General features: G+C 64.6%; 14 protein-coding genes. 11 read left to right on the top strand and 3 right to left on the bottom strand.

Annotated features, from left to right (window positions below; genetic code table 11):
- Positions 1-2 precede the first annotated feature (2 nt).
- The 4 genes from JC607_RS00360 to JC607_RS00345 are packed head-to-tail and all read left to right on the top strand — an operon-like array spanning position 3 to position 5,534.
- On the top strand, positions 3-1,682 hold the full coding sequence (locus tag JC607_RS00360; protein WP_198834951.1) for an ABC transporter substrate-binding protein: 1,680 nt from the start codon (positions 3-5) through the stop codon (positions 1,680-1,682).
- Between the two features lie 9 nt (positions 1,683-1,691).
- A complete protein-coding gene (locus tag JC607_RS00355; protein ID WP_198834950.1) occupies positions 1,692-2,732 on the top strand; it encodes an ABC transporter permease in 1,041 nt (346 codons plus the stop codon).
- 1 nt (position 2,733) lies between these two features.
- Positions 2,734-3,705 carry an ABC transporter permease gene (locus JC607_RS00350; protein WP_198834949.1) on the top strand — a complete coding sequence of 324 codons (972 nt, stop codon included), beginning with the start codon at positions 2,734-2,736 and terminating at the stop codon, positions 3,703-3,705.
- Positions 3,702-5,534, top strand: coding sequence for an ABC transporter ATP-binding protein (locus tag JC607_RS00345; RefSeq protein ID WP_198834948.1), 1,833 nt, complete (start codon positions 3,702-3,704; stop codon positions 5,532-5,534). Before JC607_RS00350 ends, JC607_RS00345 begins: the two co-directional genes overlap by 4 nt.
- Before the next feature lie 103 nt (positions 5,535-5,637).
- On the opposite strand, the gene JC607_RS00340 is transcribed toward JC607_RS00345, so the two are convergent.
- Positions 5,638-7,134 (bottom strand): leucyl aminopeptidase, encoded by a 1,497-nt coding sequence (locus tag JC607_RS00340; protein ID WP_198834947.1) that lies wholly within the window; start codon positions 7,132-7,134, stop codon positions 5,638-5,640.
- A gap of 255 nt (positions 7,135-7,389) precedes the next feature.
- On the opposite strand from JC607_RS00340, the gene JC607_RS00335 reads away from it, so the two are divergent.
- The 5 genes from JC607_RS00335 to JC607_RS00315 are packed head-to-tail and all read left to right on the top strand — an operon-like array spanning position 7,390 to position 10,611.
- The gene (locus JC607_RS00335; protein WP_198834946.1) at positions 7,390-7,899 is read left to right on the top strand and encodes a PPC domain-containing DNA-binding protein; all 510 of its coding nucleotides are present in this window, start codon (positions 7,390-7,392) and stop codon (positions 7,897-7,899) included.
- Positions 7,896-8,477: an ECF transporter S component gene (locus tag JC607_RS00330; protein ID WP_198834945.1), complete on the top strand. Its 582-nt coding sequence runs from the start codon at positions 7,896-7,898 to the stop codon at positions 8,475-8,477. Before JC607_RS00335 ends, JC607_RS00330 begins: the two co-directional genes overlap by 4 nt.
- Positions 8,478-8,489: 12 nt before the next feature.
- A complete protein-coding gene (locus JC607_RS00325) occupies positions 8,490-9,242 on the top strand; it encodes an energy-coupling factor transporter transmembrane component T (protein ID WP_198834944.1) in 753 nt (250 codons plus the stop codon).
- 53 nt (positions 9,243-9,295) lie between these two features.
- Positions 9,296-9,955 carry an energy-coupling factor ABC transporter ATP-binding protein gene (locus JC607_RS00320; protein WP_198834943.1) on the top strand — a complete coding sequence of 220 codons (660 nt, stop codon included), beginning with the start codon at positions 9,296-9,298 and terminating at the stop codon, positions 9,953-9,955.
- On the top strand, positions 9,952-10,611 hold the full coding sequence (locus JC607_RS00315) for an ABC transporter ATP-binding protein (RefSeq protein WP_198834942.1): 660 nt from the start codon (positions 9,952-9,954) through the stop codon (positions 10,609-10,611). Before JC607_RS00320 ends, JC607_RS00315 begins: the two co-directional genes overlap by 4 nt.
- Here the strand turns inward: JC607_RS00315 and JC607_RS00310 are convergent.
- A complete protein-coding gene (locus JC607_RS00310; RefSeq protein ID WP_198834941.1) occupies positions 10,604-12,241 on the bottom strand; it encodes a phosphoethanolamine transferase in 1,638 nt (545 codons plus the stop codon). The genes JC607_RS00315 and JC607_RS00310 overlap by 8 nt on opposite strands.
- Positions 12,242-12,438: 197 nt before the next feature.
- Here JC607_RS00310 and JC607_RS00305 point away from each other — a divergent pair, with 197 nt between their 5' ends.
- Entirely contained in the window at positions 12,439-13,092 is a 654-nt protein-coding gene (locus JC607_RS00305) for a response regulator transcription factor (protein WP_198834940.1), read from the top strand.
- The gene (locus tag JC607_RS00300; RefSeq protein WP_198834939.1) at positions 13,089-14,369 is read left to right on the top strand and encodes a HAMP domain-containing sensor histidine kinase; all 1,281 of its coding nucleotides are present in this window, start codon (positions 13,089-13,091) and stop codon (positions 14,367-14,369) included. Before JC607_RS00305 ends, JC607_RS00300 begins: the two co-directional genes overlap by 4 nt.
- Here the strand turns inward: JC607_RS00300 and JC607_RS00295 are convergent.
- Positions 14,354-15,394: an alpha/beta hydrolase gene (locus JC607_RS00295; RefSeq protein ID WP_198834938.1), complete on the bottom strand. Its 1,041-nt coding sequence runs from the start codon at positions 15,392-15,394 to the stop codon at positions 14,354-14,356. The genes JC607_RS00300 and JC607_RS00295 overlap by 16 nt on opposite strands.
- Between the last annotated feature and the right edge of the window lie 28 nt (positions 15,395-15,422).

Here is a 15,422-nt window from a genome sequence, read left to right as displayed (position 1 = left end):
CCATGAGTGAATCGCTGTCTCTGATGTCGCGGATGCGCGGACGGATTTTGTGTGGCACGGCGGCGCTGGCGCTTGGCGCCGCGATGCCGGCCTTCGCCGATGAGAGCCATTACGGTGGCACGCTCAAGCTTCTCGGTGTTTCCTCCGAGGGCACCCTTGATCCGATGATCAATTATACCGCGCGTTACTGGCCGCTGTTCATCTGGACCCATGATGGTCTGATGGCGTTCAAAAAGGTCAACGGGCCGGAAAGCGCCGAAGTGGTGCCGGATCTGGCGGAAGACATGCCGGTGCTGTCGAATGACGGCAAGACCTACACCTTCAAGCTGCGCCAGGGGATCAAATTCTCGAATGGCAAGGATCTGACGGTCGAAGACGTCGTGGCCTCGTTCCAGCGCATCTTCAAGGTTTCAAGCCCGACCTCGGGCAGCTTCTATAATGGTATCGTCGGTGCCGATAAGTGTCTCGCCGAGGCGGCTACCTGCACGCTGGAAGGCGGCGTGATCGGGGATGCTGCGACCAATACCATCACCATCAACCTCGTCGCCCCGGATGCCGAGTTCCTCTACAAGATCGCCGTGCCGCATGCCTCGATCGTGCCCGCCGACACGATCACGAAAGATGCCGGCAATGAGCCGATCCCCGGCACCGGCACCTATGCGTTCGAAAGCTATGACCCGAACGCCTCGCTGATCATGGTGCGCAATCCGCATTTCCAGGAATGGAGCAAAGAGGCCCAGCCCAAGGGCTATGTTGACCGGATCGAATACACATTCGGCGGCACCGAAGAGGCTGCGGTCAATGCGATCCTGAATGGCCAGGCCGATTTCATGTATGAGCCGGTCCCGACCGACCGTCTGGCGGAACTCAGCGTCTCGCATCCCGATCAGCTGCGCGTCTCGCCGCTGGTGGCCTGGTGGTATGCGCCGCTGAACGTCAATATCGCGCCTTTCAACAGCCTCGAGGCCCGTCAGGCGATCAACTACGCCGTTGACCGCGATGCGCTGGTCTCGATCTTCGGCGGCCCGGCGCTGGCGACCCCCGTCTGCACCATCCTGCCGCCGGATATGCCCGGCCATGTCGACCGCTGCGACTATACCGCCGATCCGGGCGAGTTCTGGTCTGCCCCCGATATGGACAAGGCGCTGGAGCTGGTTGAGGCTTCGGGCACCAAGGGTCAGAAAGTCACCGTGGTGACCGACGATTCCGTGACCTCGCGCGGTGTTGGCACCTATCTGCAGACCGTGCTGACCGACCTTGGCTATGACGCCACCGTGCAGTCGATCTCGGGCGATATCCAGTTCACCTATATCCAGAACACCAATAACAATGTGCAGATCTCGGTGACGCAATGGTATCAGGATTACCCGGCACCGTCGAACTTCCTCAATGTTCTCTTCGGCTGCGACAGCTTTACGCCGGGTTCGGACAGCTCGGTCAATATGTCGGGGATCTGCGATAAGGGCCTTGATGACCGTATGAAAGCGGCGATGGCGCTTGGTTCGACCGATCAAGAGGCCGCGCTGAGGGAATGGGGCGATATCGACTATGACTTCATGAAGCTCGCCCCGGCGATCCCGATGTTCACCCCGAAAGATGTCGACCTGATCTCGGCCCGTGTTGGCAATTACGAGTTCACCAGCCAGTTCCATTGGCTGGTCGGCACGGCCTGGGTTCAGTGACCTTTCGCGATGTTGCCTGAAACCGACAGTCACGCTCTTTCCCCGGCGGCAGCCGCCGGGGAGGAGACGGGTGCGCGGCGCGGTCCCTGGAAGCGGGTCTTCCAGGGGCTGATCGCCAGCCCGACCGCCATGATTTCCGCGGGGCTCCTGATGCTGATCGTGGTCGCGACTTTGCTCGCGCCGGTCTATGCGAAACATGTCTCGGGGACGGATCCGTTCCGCTCGGGCCTGTCTGCAAAGATCAAAATCGACGGCAAGCCCACGCCTGTGATGCAACAATCGACCGAGGGCCTTGGCCTTGGCGTCACGCCCATCGGGCCGACCTGGGGGCCGCAATATATGCTGGGCGCCGATGGTCAGGGCCGCGATGTTGCAGCGCGGATGCTTTACGGGGGTCGCAATTCGCTGCTGATCGCCGGCGCCTCGACGCTGATCTGCCTGTTCTTCGCCGCGATCATCGGGATTGCCGCCGGCTATTCGGGCGGCGTGGTTGATGGCGTTCTGTCAAACCTGATCGATATGATCTGGGCCTTTCCGGTCTATTTGCTGGCGATCTCGCTTTCCATCGTGATGATCGGCAAGAGTTTCGCGCTCGGGCCGTTCGAGATATCCTCGGGCAGTCTGATCGTGCCCATCCTGATCATCGGCCTCGTCTATGTGCCCTATGTCGCCCGCCCCATTCGCGGCCGCGTTATGGCGATCAATCAGTCCGAATTCATCATGGCCGCGCGCGGGCTCGGCATCCGCCGCTGGAAGATCCTCCTGCGCCATATCCTGCCCAATGTCTCGACCACGCTGATCGTGTTCGCGCCGATGCTGATGGCGCTGAATATCGTGACCGAAAGCTCGCTGTCCTTCCTGTCGGTGGGCGTGCAGCCGCCGAATGCCAGCTGGGGGACAATCCTTCAGGACGGGCAGACGCTCTTGTATTCGCGGCCCTGGGTGTCGCTGGCGCCGGGCTTCGCAATCATGGTCACTGTGCTTCTCCTGAACCTGTTCGGGGATGTGCTTCGCGACGTGCTCGACCCGAAATCGGCAAGGGGGCGCTGAGATGATCGCAGCCATTCTCAAGCGGCTCCTGCGCATGGTCGTGGTGATGTTCGGGATCTCCGTCATCACCTTCCTGATCTTCTTCGCAACCCCCGCCTCGGACCCTGCCGCCCGTATCGCGGGCCGCAATGCCGCGCAGGAAACCATCGAGGCGGTGCGCAAAGACTTCGGCCTCGACCGCCCGCTTTACGTTCAATACGGGCTGATGATGGAGAAGCTCTTCATCACCCGGGATCTGACCTCTTTCGCCAACCGGGGCCAGCAGATCGTGCCGACGGTGATGGCGGCGGCACCTGCAACGCTGTCACTGGTCTCGGGCGCAGCCATCCTGTGGATGCTCGGCGGTATTCTGACGGGTATCACGGCGGCGGCGTTCCGTGGGCGCTGGCCCGACAAGATCCTGATGGGGATCTCGATGATGGCGGTGGCCATGCCGGTCTTCTGGGTCGGCGAGATGGTCAATCTGGTCACACAAAACCGGCTGCATGACACCTGGGCGTTTTCCTGGGTTCCGGCGCTTGGCTATACGCCGTTTTCGCAGGATCCGGGCCTCTGGTTCCGTTCCATGGTCTTCCCCTGGCTCACGCTCGCCTTCCTCTATATCGGGCTTTACGGCCGGATGCTGAGGACCGGCATCATCGAGACCTATCAGGAGGATTTCATCCGCACCGCCCGCGCCAAGGGGCTCACCGGGCGTAAGGTGCTGCTGAAACACGCGACCCGTTCCGCGATCATCCCGATCGTCATCATGTTCGGCATGGATTTCGGCGTGCTGGTTGGCGGCGCGGCCGTTCTGACCGAGGTGGTCTTTGGCATCAACGGTGTCGGACGGCTGACCTATCAGGCGCTGAAAGTGCTTGATCTGCCGATGATCATGGCGACCGTGCTTTACGCCTCTTTCTTCGTGGTGGTGGCCAATGCGGTGGTCGACCTCCTTTGCCTGCTGATCGACCCGAGGATGCGCCGCGCATGACCGTGACACCCGAAACAACCGCGCCGATCCTGTCGATCCGCGACCTCTCGGTCTCATTCCTCGGCGCCCGCAACAGCTGGACCTCGGTGATCGAGGGCCTTTCCTTCGACATCAGCCCCGGCGAGACCGTGGCGCTGGTCGGCGAATCCGGATCCGGCAAAAGCGTGACCTCGCTTTCGGTCATGGGCCTTCTGGACCCGGCCACCTCGCGCGTTGAGGGCGAGATCCGCCTGGCCGGCCATGACGTGCTGAAACTGGATGAGGCGGGGATGATCCGCCATATTCGCGGCCAGGCGGCGGCGATGATCTTCCAGGAGCCGATGACCTCGCTGCACCCGATCTACCGGGTGGGCGATCAGATCATCGAGGCGCTGACCTCGCATCATCCGATGCCAAAAGCCGAGGCGCGCAAACAGGCGATTGCGCTTCTTGAACGGGTCCGCATCCCCAATGCGGCGCGGCGGATGGATGATTATCCGCATGCGTTTTCCGGCGGCATGCGCCAGCGCGTGATGATCGCGATGGCGCTGGCCTCGCGCCCGAAACTCCTGATCGCGGATGAGCCGACCACGGCGCTGGATGTGACGGTGCAGGGCGAGATCCTTGACCTTTTGAAAGATCTCCAGGCCGAATATGGTATGGCGATGCTGTTCATCACCCATGATATGGGGGTGGTGGCGGAAATGGCCGACCGCACCGTTGTGATGCTGCGCGGCCGGTCGGTCGAACAGGGGCCGACGGCAGAGATCTTCGCTGCCCCGCGCGAGCCTTATACAAAGGCACTGCTCGCCTCGGTCCCGGTGCTGGGCAGCATGACCGGAAAGCCCGCGCCCCTGCGCTTCCCGCTGGTCGATATGTCCAGCGGTATCGCAGGCGCGGCGCTGCCACTGCAAAGCAGCCCGGACATGCGCGCGCCGATCCTTGACGTCCAGAATCTCGTCACCCGGTTTGACATGCGCGGCGGATTGTTCAACCGCCGCGTGGCGCAGATCCATGCGGTGGAAAACGTCTCCTTCCGCATCTTCCCGGGCGAGACCCTCTCGCTGGTCGGTGAATCCGGTTGCGGCAAATCGACAACCGGCAAATCGATCATCCGGCTGAACAACCGCTCGACCGGCTCGGTGAAGATGGGCGGCGATGAGCTCTTCGCGCTCCGCCCCGAGGCGATGCGGCTCAGGCGGCGCGAGATCCAGATGATCCCGCAGGATCCGCTGGCGAGTATGAACCCCCGCATGACGGTGGGCGATGCGCTGGTCGAACCCTTCACCGAACACCGGATGGGCAGCGCCACTGACGCCCGGGCAAAGGCCGCAAGGCTGATGGAACAGGTCGGCCTGACCCGCGCCATGCTGGAACGCTACCCGCATGAGTTTTCGGGCGGCCAGCGTCAGCGCGTCTGTATCGCCCGCGCGCTGATGCTCGACCCGAAACTGATCATCGCGGATGAATCCGTCTCGGCACTGGATGTCTCGGTCAAGGCACAGGTGGTGAACCTGCTTCTCGATATCCAGGACCGGCTCGGCATCGCTTTCCTGTTCATCAGCCATGACATCGCCGTGGTCGAACGGGTCAGCCACCGGATCGCGGTGATGTATATGGGCGAGATCGTCGAAATCGGCCCGCGCGCCGAAATCATGGAGCGCCCACGCCACGCCTATACCCGCCAGCTGATCGGCGCGGTCACGGTCCCCGATCCAGGGCGCCGCCATCTGCGCCGCAACCAGCAGGTCAAAGAGCTGAAAACCCCGATCCGCCCCCTTGACTTCAAACCGCCAGCCCGGCGCTACGAAGAAGTCTCACCGGGCCACCTGGTCATGCTGGAAAACTGACAGAGGGCTTCGCCCCCTCCCGTCCCGTCCTTTCCTCTTGATCCAAATACTCTGCGGGGAGGTCCGGAGGGGTGCAAAACCCCTCCGGCTGCCAGCCAGAAGCTCAGCCCGCCGTGAACCGCGCCGCCGCGCCGGAAGAAATCCATTCCTCCAGCAATTGCACCCCAAAGCCAGCACCGCCCGCCCGCGCATGCAGACGATCCTCGTCGATCAGCTCTTTCCCGGCGATGTCGAGATGGACATAGGGCACCCCTTCCGCGAAATGCTTCAGGAAGGCCGCAGCCACCGGAGCATCGCCATCCTCCAGATCCCGGCCATGCTGGCGCAAATCGGCAATCGGTGAGATCAGGCTCTCATCATAGGCGGGGTCAAGAGGCAGGCGCCAGAACCGCTCGCCCACCGCCTCGCCGGCGGCCAGCAGCGGATCGGCCAGTGCGTCATGGGTGGCAAAAAGCCCGGCAAAGACATGGCCAAGCCCGCGCATCACCGAATAGGTCAGGGTCGCGAGATCGACGATGGCTGTCGGATTGAACCGGGTCGCGGTGTAATGCAGCACATCGGCCAGCACCATCCGGCCTTCGCAATCGGTGTCAAACACCTCGACCGTGCGGCCCGACATGGTGGTGACCACATCGCCCGGCTTATAGGACGTGCCCGAGAGCATATTCTCCGCCACGCCCAGCACGCCGACCACATGCACCGCCGCCTTCTGCCGCGCCAGCGCCAGCATGGTGCCGATCACAGCCGCCGCCCCGCCCATATCGCCTTTCATCGAGAACATCTGCGGCCCGGTCTTGATGCAAAGCCCGCCCGCATCAAAACACATGCCCTTGCCCACCAGCGCGAGCGGCTGCCCTTCCGCCCCCGCCCAGGTCAGCACGATCACCCGCGGCGGGCGGGCCGAACCATTGCCGACCGCCAGCACCGCGCCCATGCCAAGCCGCTCGAGATCGGCCTGTTCCAGCACTTCGATCCCGATCCCGGCCTCGCGCAGCGGGCCCAGGAAATCGGCGAAATTGTCCGGGTTCAGATGGCTCGCCGGGTAATTCACCAGGCTGCGGGCCAGGCAGACGCCTTCGGCCTGGGCGGCGCCGCGGGCCAGCGCAGGGCTCGCCGCCGCCTCGACGGTCAGCGCCAGATCAAAGGGCTTTTCCGTCTTCGCCATCAGTTCAAAGCGGTAATTCTGAAGCCGCATCCCCAGCACGATCTGCGCCAGCACCCCGGCATCATCCAGCGCCGCGGGTGCCGTTTCAAACAGCATCAGCGCTGCCGTCTCTGCCTCGGTCTCGAGATGTTTCGCAAGCGCCGAGCCCGCGCGGCTGGCAACCAGACCCGTAAGCTGATCCGCCGGCCCGAGATCCAGCACCACCACCCGGCGCGCTTTCAGCCCCTGCGGCGCCAGCAGGTCAATGCAGTCCCCGGCCTTGCCGGTAAAGCGCGGCGCCAGCGCCGCCCGGCTGATCGCCCCTCCGGTCGCGGCATCCAGCGCGGCCGCTTTCGGGCCCAGAGCACCCTTGCCATTGCGCAAAAGCACAATCACCCCGTCCTGTTGCGATGGTTCACTGCTGCCGGGCTGAGCCAGCGCGAGACTGATAGACATAGGCCGATCCTGTCATTTGATCATATCGGCGCGATACTAGCCCCCGGGCGCGGCAATGCAATGGGTCACAGCCGCTGCCACAAGCCCCTGTCAGAGAATATTCCTGTTGAATTGCAGAATGTTAGAAGAATTGACAGATTTGTCATCTTCGACGAGCATCACAGCAGTAAGGCAGCATAACCGCCCCGTCAGGGCAAGGCCCCGACTATCGATATTACACTGGCCATGCCGCAGTCCGCATCTTCAGGAGCGATTTTGACACGTCAGTCTTCACAGCCAGCCTCTGCCGCGGCCTTTCCTTACACATCCGGAATCTCGCGGGGCCGCTTTGGCGTGTTCCGTCTGCCGCCCGGCGCCGATCTCATCGCCGCCCTCCATGCCTTTCAGCGCCATAGCGGGGCCGCCGCCATTTCGGTCGTCACCTGCGTCGGCAGCCTGACCCGGGTGCAGATCCGCCATGCGAACACAGCCGGTGGCACGCTTTACGAGGGGCATTTCGAGATCACCTCGCTGACCGGAACCATCGACCCCGATGGCGAGCATCTGCATCTGACCATAACCGATGGTGAGGGCCGCGCTTTTGGCGGCCATCTGCTGTCGGAATCGGCGGTCTATACCACCGCCGAGATCACCGTCCTTTTGCTTGATGACCTGGTTTTCACCCGCGAACCCTGCGCCCTGTCCGGTTATGACGAACTCGTCATTCACCCCGCGACCGACGGGACCCATGCGCACCGCCCCAACCCCGAGGAGCCATCCCAATGACATCCGGACTTTTCTCCACCCGCAATCTGGTGCTGGCCGCCATCGGTATTGCGCTGAACATCGCGCTTGGCCAGACGGCCTCGTTTCTGAAACTGCCGATCTTCCTCGACTCGATCGGGACCGTGCTGGCGGCAGTGCTGGCCGGGCCGGTGATCGGCGGGCTGACGGGGCTCCTGACCAATCTGCTCTGGGGGCTGATCCAGGGGCCGACTGTCGCCTTCTTTGCCCCGGTCGCGCTGGTGATCGGGGTGGTCGCCGGCCTCCTGGCGCGTGCGGGCTTTTTCCGCGAGATCTGGCAGGCGGCGCTGTCCGGCGTGATCATCACCATCGCGCTCGCCTTTGTCGCGGTGCCGATCCGGATCTACCTCTTCGGCGGCGTCACCGGCTCGGGCGCCGATTTCCTGACCGCCTATCTGCTCAGGCTCGGCCAGGATCTGTTCCCCTCGGTGCTGACCACCGTGCTGGGCTGGAACATCGCCGATAAGGTGCTGACGGCGGTGCTGGTCTGGGGGATCGTGCGCGGCCTGCCCGGTCGGGCAAGCTCGGACTGGCCCTTCCTCGCCCATAGCCGGGCCTGAGCGGCTTTTGCCATGTACAGGCCGGGCCCTGACACTCTCTGGCGGCGCGCCAGCCCGCTGACGCGGCTTGCGGTGCTGGCGGTGGTGGCAGCGATGCTGCCCCTCTGGCCGGCGCCGGTGCTGCTGGGGGCGCTGTGCCTTGCGCTGGCGGGGGCGGCAGGGCTTGGCTTTGGTCGCGCCCTGGGGCTGCGGCTGCTGGTTCTGATGTCGCCGGTCGGGCTCGCGCTTGGCCTCGTGCATGGCTTCCTGATCGAGCGGGGGCCGCCCGGCATTTGCGGCCCCTTTGCCTGCTACCCCGAAGGGCTGCGCTATGCGCTGCTGGTCTTTTCGCGGCTGGCGCTTTTGCTGTCGGTGAGCCTGATTTTCGTGATGACCACGCGCCCTTCAGATCTGGCGCGGGCGCTGGACGGGGCAGGGGTCAGACCCTCGGTCTCTTATCTGCTGACGGCGCCGCTGTCGCTGGTGGAAAGCGTCGGCCAGGAGGCGCGGCAGATCCGCGACAGTCTGCAGATGCGCGGCCTGTCGGCGCGCAGCACCCTGCGCGAACGGTTCCGGATGCTGGCTGGCATGGTCAATCCGCTGGTGCGCGGGCTGATCACCGAAGCCCCGATCCGCGCCGAGGCGCTGGAGATGCGCGGCTTTCGCGCCAGCCCGAAGCGCGGGCTGATCGACCCGGTCGAAGAGACGGCGCGCGAGATCTGGCTGCGCCGGGGCCTTCTGGCGCTGGCGCTGCTGCAACTGGGGCTTTTGCTGCTATGGCGCTGAACGTAAGCGATCTTTCTTTTTCCTGGCCGGGCAAGCCCCCTTTGTTCAGGGGGTTGTCTTTCGCCCTGGCGCCGGGAGAGCGGCTCTCGATCCTGGCCGGAAACGGCATGGGCAAGACCACGCTGGCGCGCGGCCTTGCGGGGTTTCTGACAACAGAGGGCGGGCTTTACTGGCAGGGAGAGGCACTGAATTCCATGTCGCGCGCGGATCATGCGCGCCTTGTGCAGATCGTGGGGCAGCGGCCGCATCTGCAGCTCAGCGGGCGCGGCTACAGCCTGCGTGAAGAGGTGGCATTCGGGCCGGAAAACCTTGGCCTGCCGGTGGCCGAGATCCGTGCGCGCACCGCAGAAGCCCTGCATTTCCTGAACCTGACCCATCTCGCAGAGCGCGATTGCCGCCGGCTCTCGGGGGGTGAAACGCAGCGCGCGGCGCTGGCCGGCGCGCTTGCGATGCGGCCGCGCCTGCTGATCCTGGACGAGCCGATGACCGATCTCGATGCCGAAAGCCGCGATGCCCTGGCCGGGCATCTGCGCAGCCTGCCCTGGGAGATGGCGGTGATCTTCCTTGATATCGGCTGGCAATCCTGGATGGCAGGGCTTGTCGATCGCCATTTGCTGCTGGATCAGGGTGAGATGCACGGCCCGCTGACAACCGAGGCGCTGTTCGCGACGCCGCTGCCCGAGCGTATTTTTCTGGCAGGACAACCGGCATGACGCGCGAAGATACGGTGATCGCAGAGGATCTGAGCTTCGGCTATCCCGGCCAGGCCCGGCTTTTCGAGCGTCTTTCGCTGCGATTTGCCCCGGGGACGGTGGTGGCGGTGCTTGGCCCCAACGGCCGCGGCAAAAGCAGTCTTTTGCGGCTTTTCGCGGGGCTGGAACAGCCGCTTGCGGGCAGGATCTCGGTCGCGGGTGTCGATCCGGCAGGCCCGGAGGCCCGCGATCTGGCCCGGGTTGCGGGCATGGTCGCACAATCCTCAGACCGCCATTTCCTGCGCACGAAGGTTCAGGACGAGGTGGCGCTGACTGCCCGCAATCTCTACCTGCCCGACCCCGCCGCGCTGGCCGCTCAGGCGCTGGAGAGGCTTGGGATTACGGGCCTCGCGGCGCAGCATCCGCTTGACCTTGATGCCGGCGAGAAACGGCTGGTCGCGCTGGCTTCGGCCATCGCACATGGGCCGCGCCTTTTGCTGCTTGACGAGATCCAGCGCGGGCTGGACCGGATCAACCGGCAAAAGGTGATCCGTCTGATCCGCGCCGAGGCGGCGCAGGGCACCACCATCCTTGCCGTGACCCATGACCGCGATTTCGCGGAGGCCATCGCCGGGGCCGAACTGGTCTTCGGCGACGATGGCATCCGCCTCACATAAGGCCCGGGTTGCGGCAGGGCGCGGTCAGATCCAGCGCGGCGTCACGGGCCGAGGTGTTGATGTCCATCAGCCCCAGCACGGTATGGAAGAAATTGTCATGGCTGACCGGCTGTGCCGCCTCTTGCGCAAGGCAGGTGGTGTCGAGCCCCATCGCGCCTGAGAAGCGCGGATCCAGCCAGAGGACGAAGGGCACTTTCGTCTGTTCGGCGGGCGCCATGAACGAGGGTGCGGCATGCAGGTAGAGGCCGTTTTCCCCCAGTGATTCACCATGGTCCGACATAAAGACCATGGCCGGGATCACATTCTGCGCCGCAGCCAGCATGTCGATGGTGCTGGCCAGGACGTGATCGGTCTCGAGGATCGAATTGTCATAGGCGTTGACGATCTCCTCTGCGGTGCAATCCGAGAATTGCGCGCTCTCACAGGCGGGGGCGAAGCCCGCGCGCTCCGGCCCGTAGCGCAGGTAATAGGCGGGGCCATGGCTGCCGATCATATGCAGAACCAGCACCGTATCGCGGTCGATCTTTGCCAGCTGGTCGCGGATTACCGGCAAAAGTGCTTCATCCGTGCATTCGACCGCGCAGGCTTCGGGCGCAAGGCTGGCATCGACCCGCGCCCAGCCGGTGCGACCGGCCACATTCTGATCGCCGGTATTATTGTCGACCCAAAGCGGGGTGATCCCGGCATGGCCAAGGATGTCCATCAGATTCTCGCGGCCAAGCGCGCCCTCGCGGCTGTAGCTGGCCTTGCCGAGGCCCGAGAACATGCAAGGCACAGACACGGCAGTCGAAGTGCCGCAGGAGGAGGCATCGGTAAAGGCGATCACATCGCGCTTTGCGAGCTCCGACGTGGTGTTCCGCGCATAGCCGTTGAGCCCGAAATTCTGCGCCCGCGCCGTCTCTCCGACAAAGACCACCAGCAAGACGGGCTTGTCTGCGCGCGCCAGCGCCTCGCCCGGTTTCGCATCCCGGCCATAAGGCGCGGCGGTGGGGTCGGCGGTCTTCCATTGCTCGCGTGCATAGCGAATGCCGGCGGTCAGGCTGGCGCCGGGCTGATAGGACCCCATCAGGTCATGACGTTCGCGCAGCATGGCCGAGTAATCCTTGTAATGGCTGAACAAGGCGCCGGTCATCAGCGCAAAGCTCAGGGCCACGCCCAAGGGCCAGCGCCAGAGCTGATGCACCAGCCCCACACGGCAGACACGCGGCCAGAAGACCAGCGCTGCCGGCAGCACGCCGGTTACAAAGATTTCGGCGGCCATCCGCAGCGTGATCAGATGGCGCGATTCCGTGACCGTGGTCTCAAAGATATTGCGCACCATCTCGCGGTCGATCAGCACGCCGAAATTGCGCTCATAATAGCTGGCGGTGGCGGCGAGGAGGATCAGCACCGCCGCCACCGGCTTTTGCAGGCGCCCGGGGCCCAGCAGTTCAAGCGTCAGCAGCGTCAGCGCCCAGACCCCGAGGCCGAACATCACCACCCGGCCGGGCGCGGCGGGAAATTCCGCCATCAGCCGCGTCCAGAAGCCGTGATTGAGCGCCAGCATCACAAAGGAGGCCACGGCGACGTTCAGCACGAGATGCGGGACAACAGGGCGCGGAAGACGCCGGAGGGATTCGAAAAGCGACATATGCCTGTCTTTCTGGCGCCGGCTGGGGCCGGGTCCTGGTAAACATTGACCACATGCGGGCCACTTATCCCCGGCTTGTCGCCTCCGAACCTTGCGCCTGGCTTGCAGCCTTGCCTGCGAAATCGTTTTTCTGCGCAGGTGTCTGATGCGCCCGCAATTCTCTCGCCTCAGCCGCAGCCGCAGGCTATGCAGCCAATATGCGCCTGCTTCTTGTCGAGGATTCCCCTGATCTCGCCGGTTCCGTGCTGCGTCATCTGAGCGCTGCGGGCCATGCGGTTGATCATGCCGCTGATGCCGCGGGCGCGCTGGCCGCGCTGGCGGTCGGAGATTATGCCTGCGTGATCCTCGATCTGGGCCTGCCCGATGGTTCCGGCCTGTCGGTTCTGCGCGAGCGCCGCAGGGCGGGCGACCGGACGCCGGTGATCATCGCGACCGCGCTCGACCAGATCAGCGACCGGATCGCGGGGCTTGATGCCGGTGCCGATGATTATGTCGTCAAACCCTTTGATCTGGCCGAGCTGTCGGCGCGCATCCGCGCCCATGCGCGGCGCGGGCAGTTCCTGCCGGAGACCCGGTTGCAGATCGGCGGGATCGAGGTCGACCGCGCGGCGGCACGGCTCTGGCGCGGCGCTGAGGAGATCCGCCTGACCTCGCGCGAATGGGCGCTGTTTGACGCGCTTCTGGGCGCGCGGGGGCGGGTGCTGGGAAAACCCGCGCTGGAAGAAGCGCTCTATAATTTCGACGCGACCATCGAAGGGAACGCGGTCGAGGTCTATATTTCGCGGCTCAGGCAAAAGATCGGTGCCGGGATGATCGAGACAAGGCGCGGCCTCGGATATGTGCTGACATGAGCGGCGCGGGCCGCAAATCCTGGTCGATCCGTCGCCGTCTGTCCCGGCGCGTGCTGTGGCTCGTGCTTTTGGCCTGGCTTGGGGCGATTGCGCTGGCGACGCTGTTTCTGGACCATGAAATCAATGAGATGCTGGATGAAGAGCTCCAGACCATGGCGGAAACCACGGTGCTTTACATCGAGGCGAGCCCCGGTCAGGTGATCCCCCGCAATATCGGCGTCGATCCCGGGAATGGCGAACGGGTGCTGCGGATCCTGCGGGCGGGGGATCCGGTGCCGGCAGAACCCTGGCCCGCGCTTGCCAGTGATGGTTTCCATAATGCGAATGGCTGGCGGGTTCTGCGGGTGACGGCGGAAAACGCCGTGATCGAGGTCGCCCATAATGAGGCCTGGCGGCGCGAGGAAATGCTTGAGGCGGCCTCGGCCTTTCTGGTGCTGATCCTGCCGATGGTCCTCCTGCTGGTCTGGGGCCTGCGCCAGAGCCTGGCAAAGGGGTTTGCGCCGCTGGAAGATCTGACCGCCGGGATTGCAGGACGGCCGCCCGCCGATCTTTCGCCGGTGCCCGAGGCCGGGCTGCCCGATGAACTGCATCCGCTGGCCCATGGGCTGAACCAGTATATCGCGCGCGTCAGTGCGCTGCGCGACGCCGAACGCGCCTTTATCGCCAATGCTTCGCATGAATTGCGCACACCGGTCGCCGCGATCCGCGCCCGGCTTGATCTCTCGCAGGATGCCGATGCCCGCGCGACGCTGCCGATGCTTGATGCGCTGACGCGGCGGGTGGAGCGGCTCTTGCAGCTCTCGCGTTCCGAGGCGGGCCTGGGGCTTGGGCGCGGGCCGGCAGATCTGATCCGGATCACCCGGCTTTTGCTGCGCGAGACCGGGGCCGGGCAGATCCGGTTCGATGACGGCGATCTCGAGGCGGTGCAGGTTGCCGCCGATCCCGATGCGCTTGCGATCCTGTTGCGCAATCTGATCGAGAATGCGGTGGAGCATGGCAGCGGCCAGGTGTTGCTGCGGATCCGCGAAGCGCCGGGCGCCCGGGTTACAGTGCTGATCGAAAACCCGACCAGCGGCACGGAATTCCATGATCAGGCTTTTGCCAAACGGCCGGGATCAACGGGAACCGGACTGGGTCTGACGATCAGCGCAGAACTGGCCTCGGCCATCGGGGCCGACATCACCCGCCGGATCGCGGATGGCATGGCGCGGGTTGAAATCTCGTTTCCCGGGGCCAGCCCCCTGGCGGCAGGGCAGGGGGATCAGAGCCCCAGCTGATCCAGGGCAAAGGCCCCGGCCTGGCGCAGCCCCTGAAACAGATTGGTCACCACGTTTTCCCCTGCCCCGGACAAAAGGCTGACATAGCGGCTATGGGCCGGGTCATCGCTGGGCAGATCGGTGATATCAATGATGCGGATTCCCATCCGCTGCGCCATTTTGCGGATCGCGGGGTCATCTACATCGACCATCCCGAGCCTTCCCCGCCGTGCCGCCAGGCGCGCAGAAAAGGCCAGTGCCTTGTCATCGGATGAGACCAGCACCGTCAGCGGATGCTTCAGTTTCCCGATCACCGCCATCTGTTCGCGAAACACATCGAGATCGATATCGGGCGCGGCCAGGATCACCTCCAGCCGGTCCAGCACATCGCTGCGGCCTTCAAGTTTCAGTTGTCGCAAGGCCTCCATCGTCAGGCGCCCGCCCATGGAATGACCAAGCACCATCACCGGCTCGGTGCTGCGCCGCCCGCGGGTGAGATCCGACAGGAGCCCCGTCAGCGCCGAGCGCGCGTAATCTGCCGCATCGCGATCGGCGATATAACCCGCGACATGGGCCTCGGACGGCCAGGAGAACAGCACCGGATTGCCCGGAAGATGGGCATCGGCCGAAAGCTGGGCGAGGCGGTACAGCGCCTCCTGGAAAGAGGTGTTGAAGCCATGGATATAAAGCCCGGTCTGGCCCTTGCCCACATCCTGCAAAAGTGCGCGCGCGGACAGGCTGGCCTGGTCGAGCGTGACAAAGTCCTTCGCCGGATCAGGGCGCCCTTTCGGCCATTCAATCGCGCCGGGCTTATGGCCGGGTGGGACCGAGATGTCGAAATAGCCATAGCTCGGGGCCGGGGCGCGGCCCGGGCCGAAACTCCAGGCATTGACCGGATCGCGGGCGCGGGTGGTGACCATCCAGACGCGCCGGGTCGTGGCGTCGGGCACGGTACCCTCAGCCAGGGGCAAAAGCACATCTGCCCCGGGGCGCGGGGCGCAGGCCAGCACCGCCAGCACGAGCACGAGGATCAGGGCAGGGCGCATTAAGGGCCACTTCGCAGGTCATCCGGGG

The sequence above is a fragment of the Paracoccus sp. IB05 genome (assembly GCF_016405985.1).
Classification (GTDB): domain Bacteria; phylum Pseudomonadota; class Alphaproteobacteria; order Rhodobacterales; family Rhodobacteraceae; genus Pseudogemmobacter.
The sequence above is the reverse complement of the archived record's forward strand: the minus strand, read 5'-3'. Positions and strand labels throughout refer to the sequence as shown.

Excerpts from the sequence above, each read along its gene's own strand:
- JC607_RS00325 (WP_198834944.1), top strand. The coding sequence starts at position 8,490 with ATGTACAGGCCGGGCCCTGACACTCTCTGGCGGCGCGCCAGCCCGCTG.
- JC607_RS00350 (WP_198834949.1), top strand. The coding sequence starts at position 2,734 with ATGATCGCAGCCATTCTCAAGCGGCTCCTGCGCATGGTCGTGGTGATG.
- JC607_RS00295 (WP_198834938.1), bottom strand. The coding sequence starts at position 15,394 with ATGCGCCCTGCCCTGATCCTCGTGCTCGTGCTGGCGGTGCTGGCCTGC.
- JC607_RS00330 (WP_198834945.1), top strand. The coding sequence starts at position 7,896 with ATGACATCCGGACTTTTCTCCACCCGCAATCTGGTGCTGGCCGCCATC.
- JC607_RS00305 (WP_198834940.1), top strand. The coding sequence starts at position 12,439 with ATGCGCCTGCTTCTTGTCGAGGATTCCCCTGATCTCGCCGGTTCCGTG.
- JC607_RS00300 (WP_198834939.1), top strand. The coding sequence starts at position 13,089 with ATGAGCGGCGCGGGCCGCAAATCCTGGTCGATCCGTCGCCGTCTGTCC.
- JC607_RS00355 (WP_198834950.1), top strand. The coding sequence starts at position 1,692 with ATGTTGCCTGAAACCGACAGTCACGCTCTTTCCCCGGCGGCAGCCGCC.
- JC607_RS00345 (WP_198834948.1), top strand. The coding sequence starts at position 3,702 with ATGACCGTGACACCCGAAACAACCGCGCCGATCCTGTCGATCCGCGAC.
- JC607_RS00310 (WP_198834941.1), bottom strand. The coding sequence starts at position 12,241 with ATGTCGCTTTTCGAATCCCTCCGGCGTCTTCCGCGCCCTGTTGTCCCG.
- JC607_RS00315 (WP_198834942.1), top strand. The coding sequence starts at position 9,952 with ATGACGCGCGAAGATACGGTGATCGCAGAGGATCTGAGCTTCGGCTAT.
- JC607_RS00360 (WP_198834951.1), top strand. The coding sequence starts at position 3 with ATGAGTGAATCGCTGTCTCTGATGTCGCGGATGCGCGGACGGATTTTG.
- JC607_RS00340 (WP_198834947.1), bottom strand. The coding sequence starts at position 7,134 with ATGTCTATCAGTCTCGCGCTGGCTCAGCCCGGCAGCAGTGAACCATCG.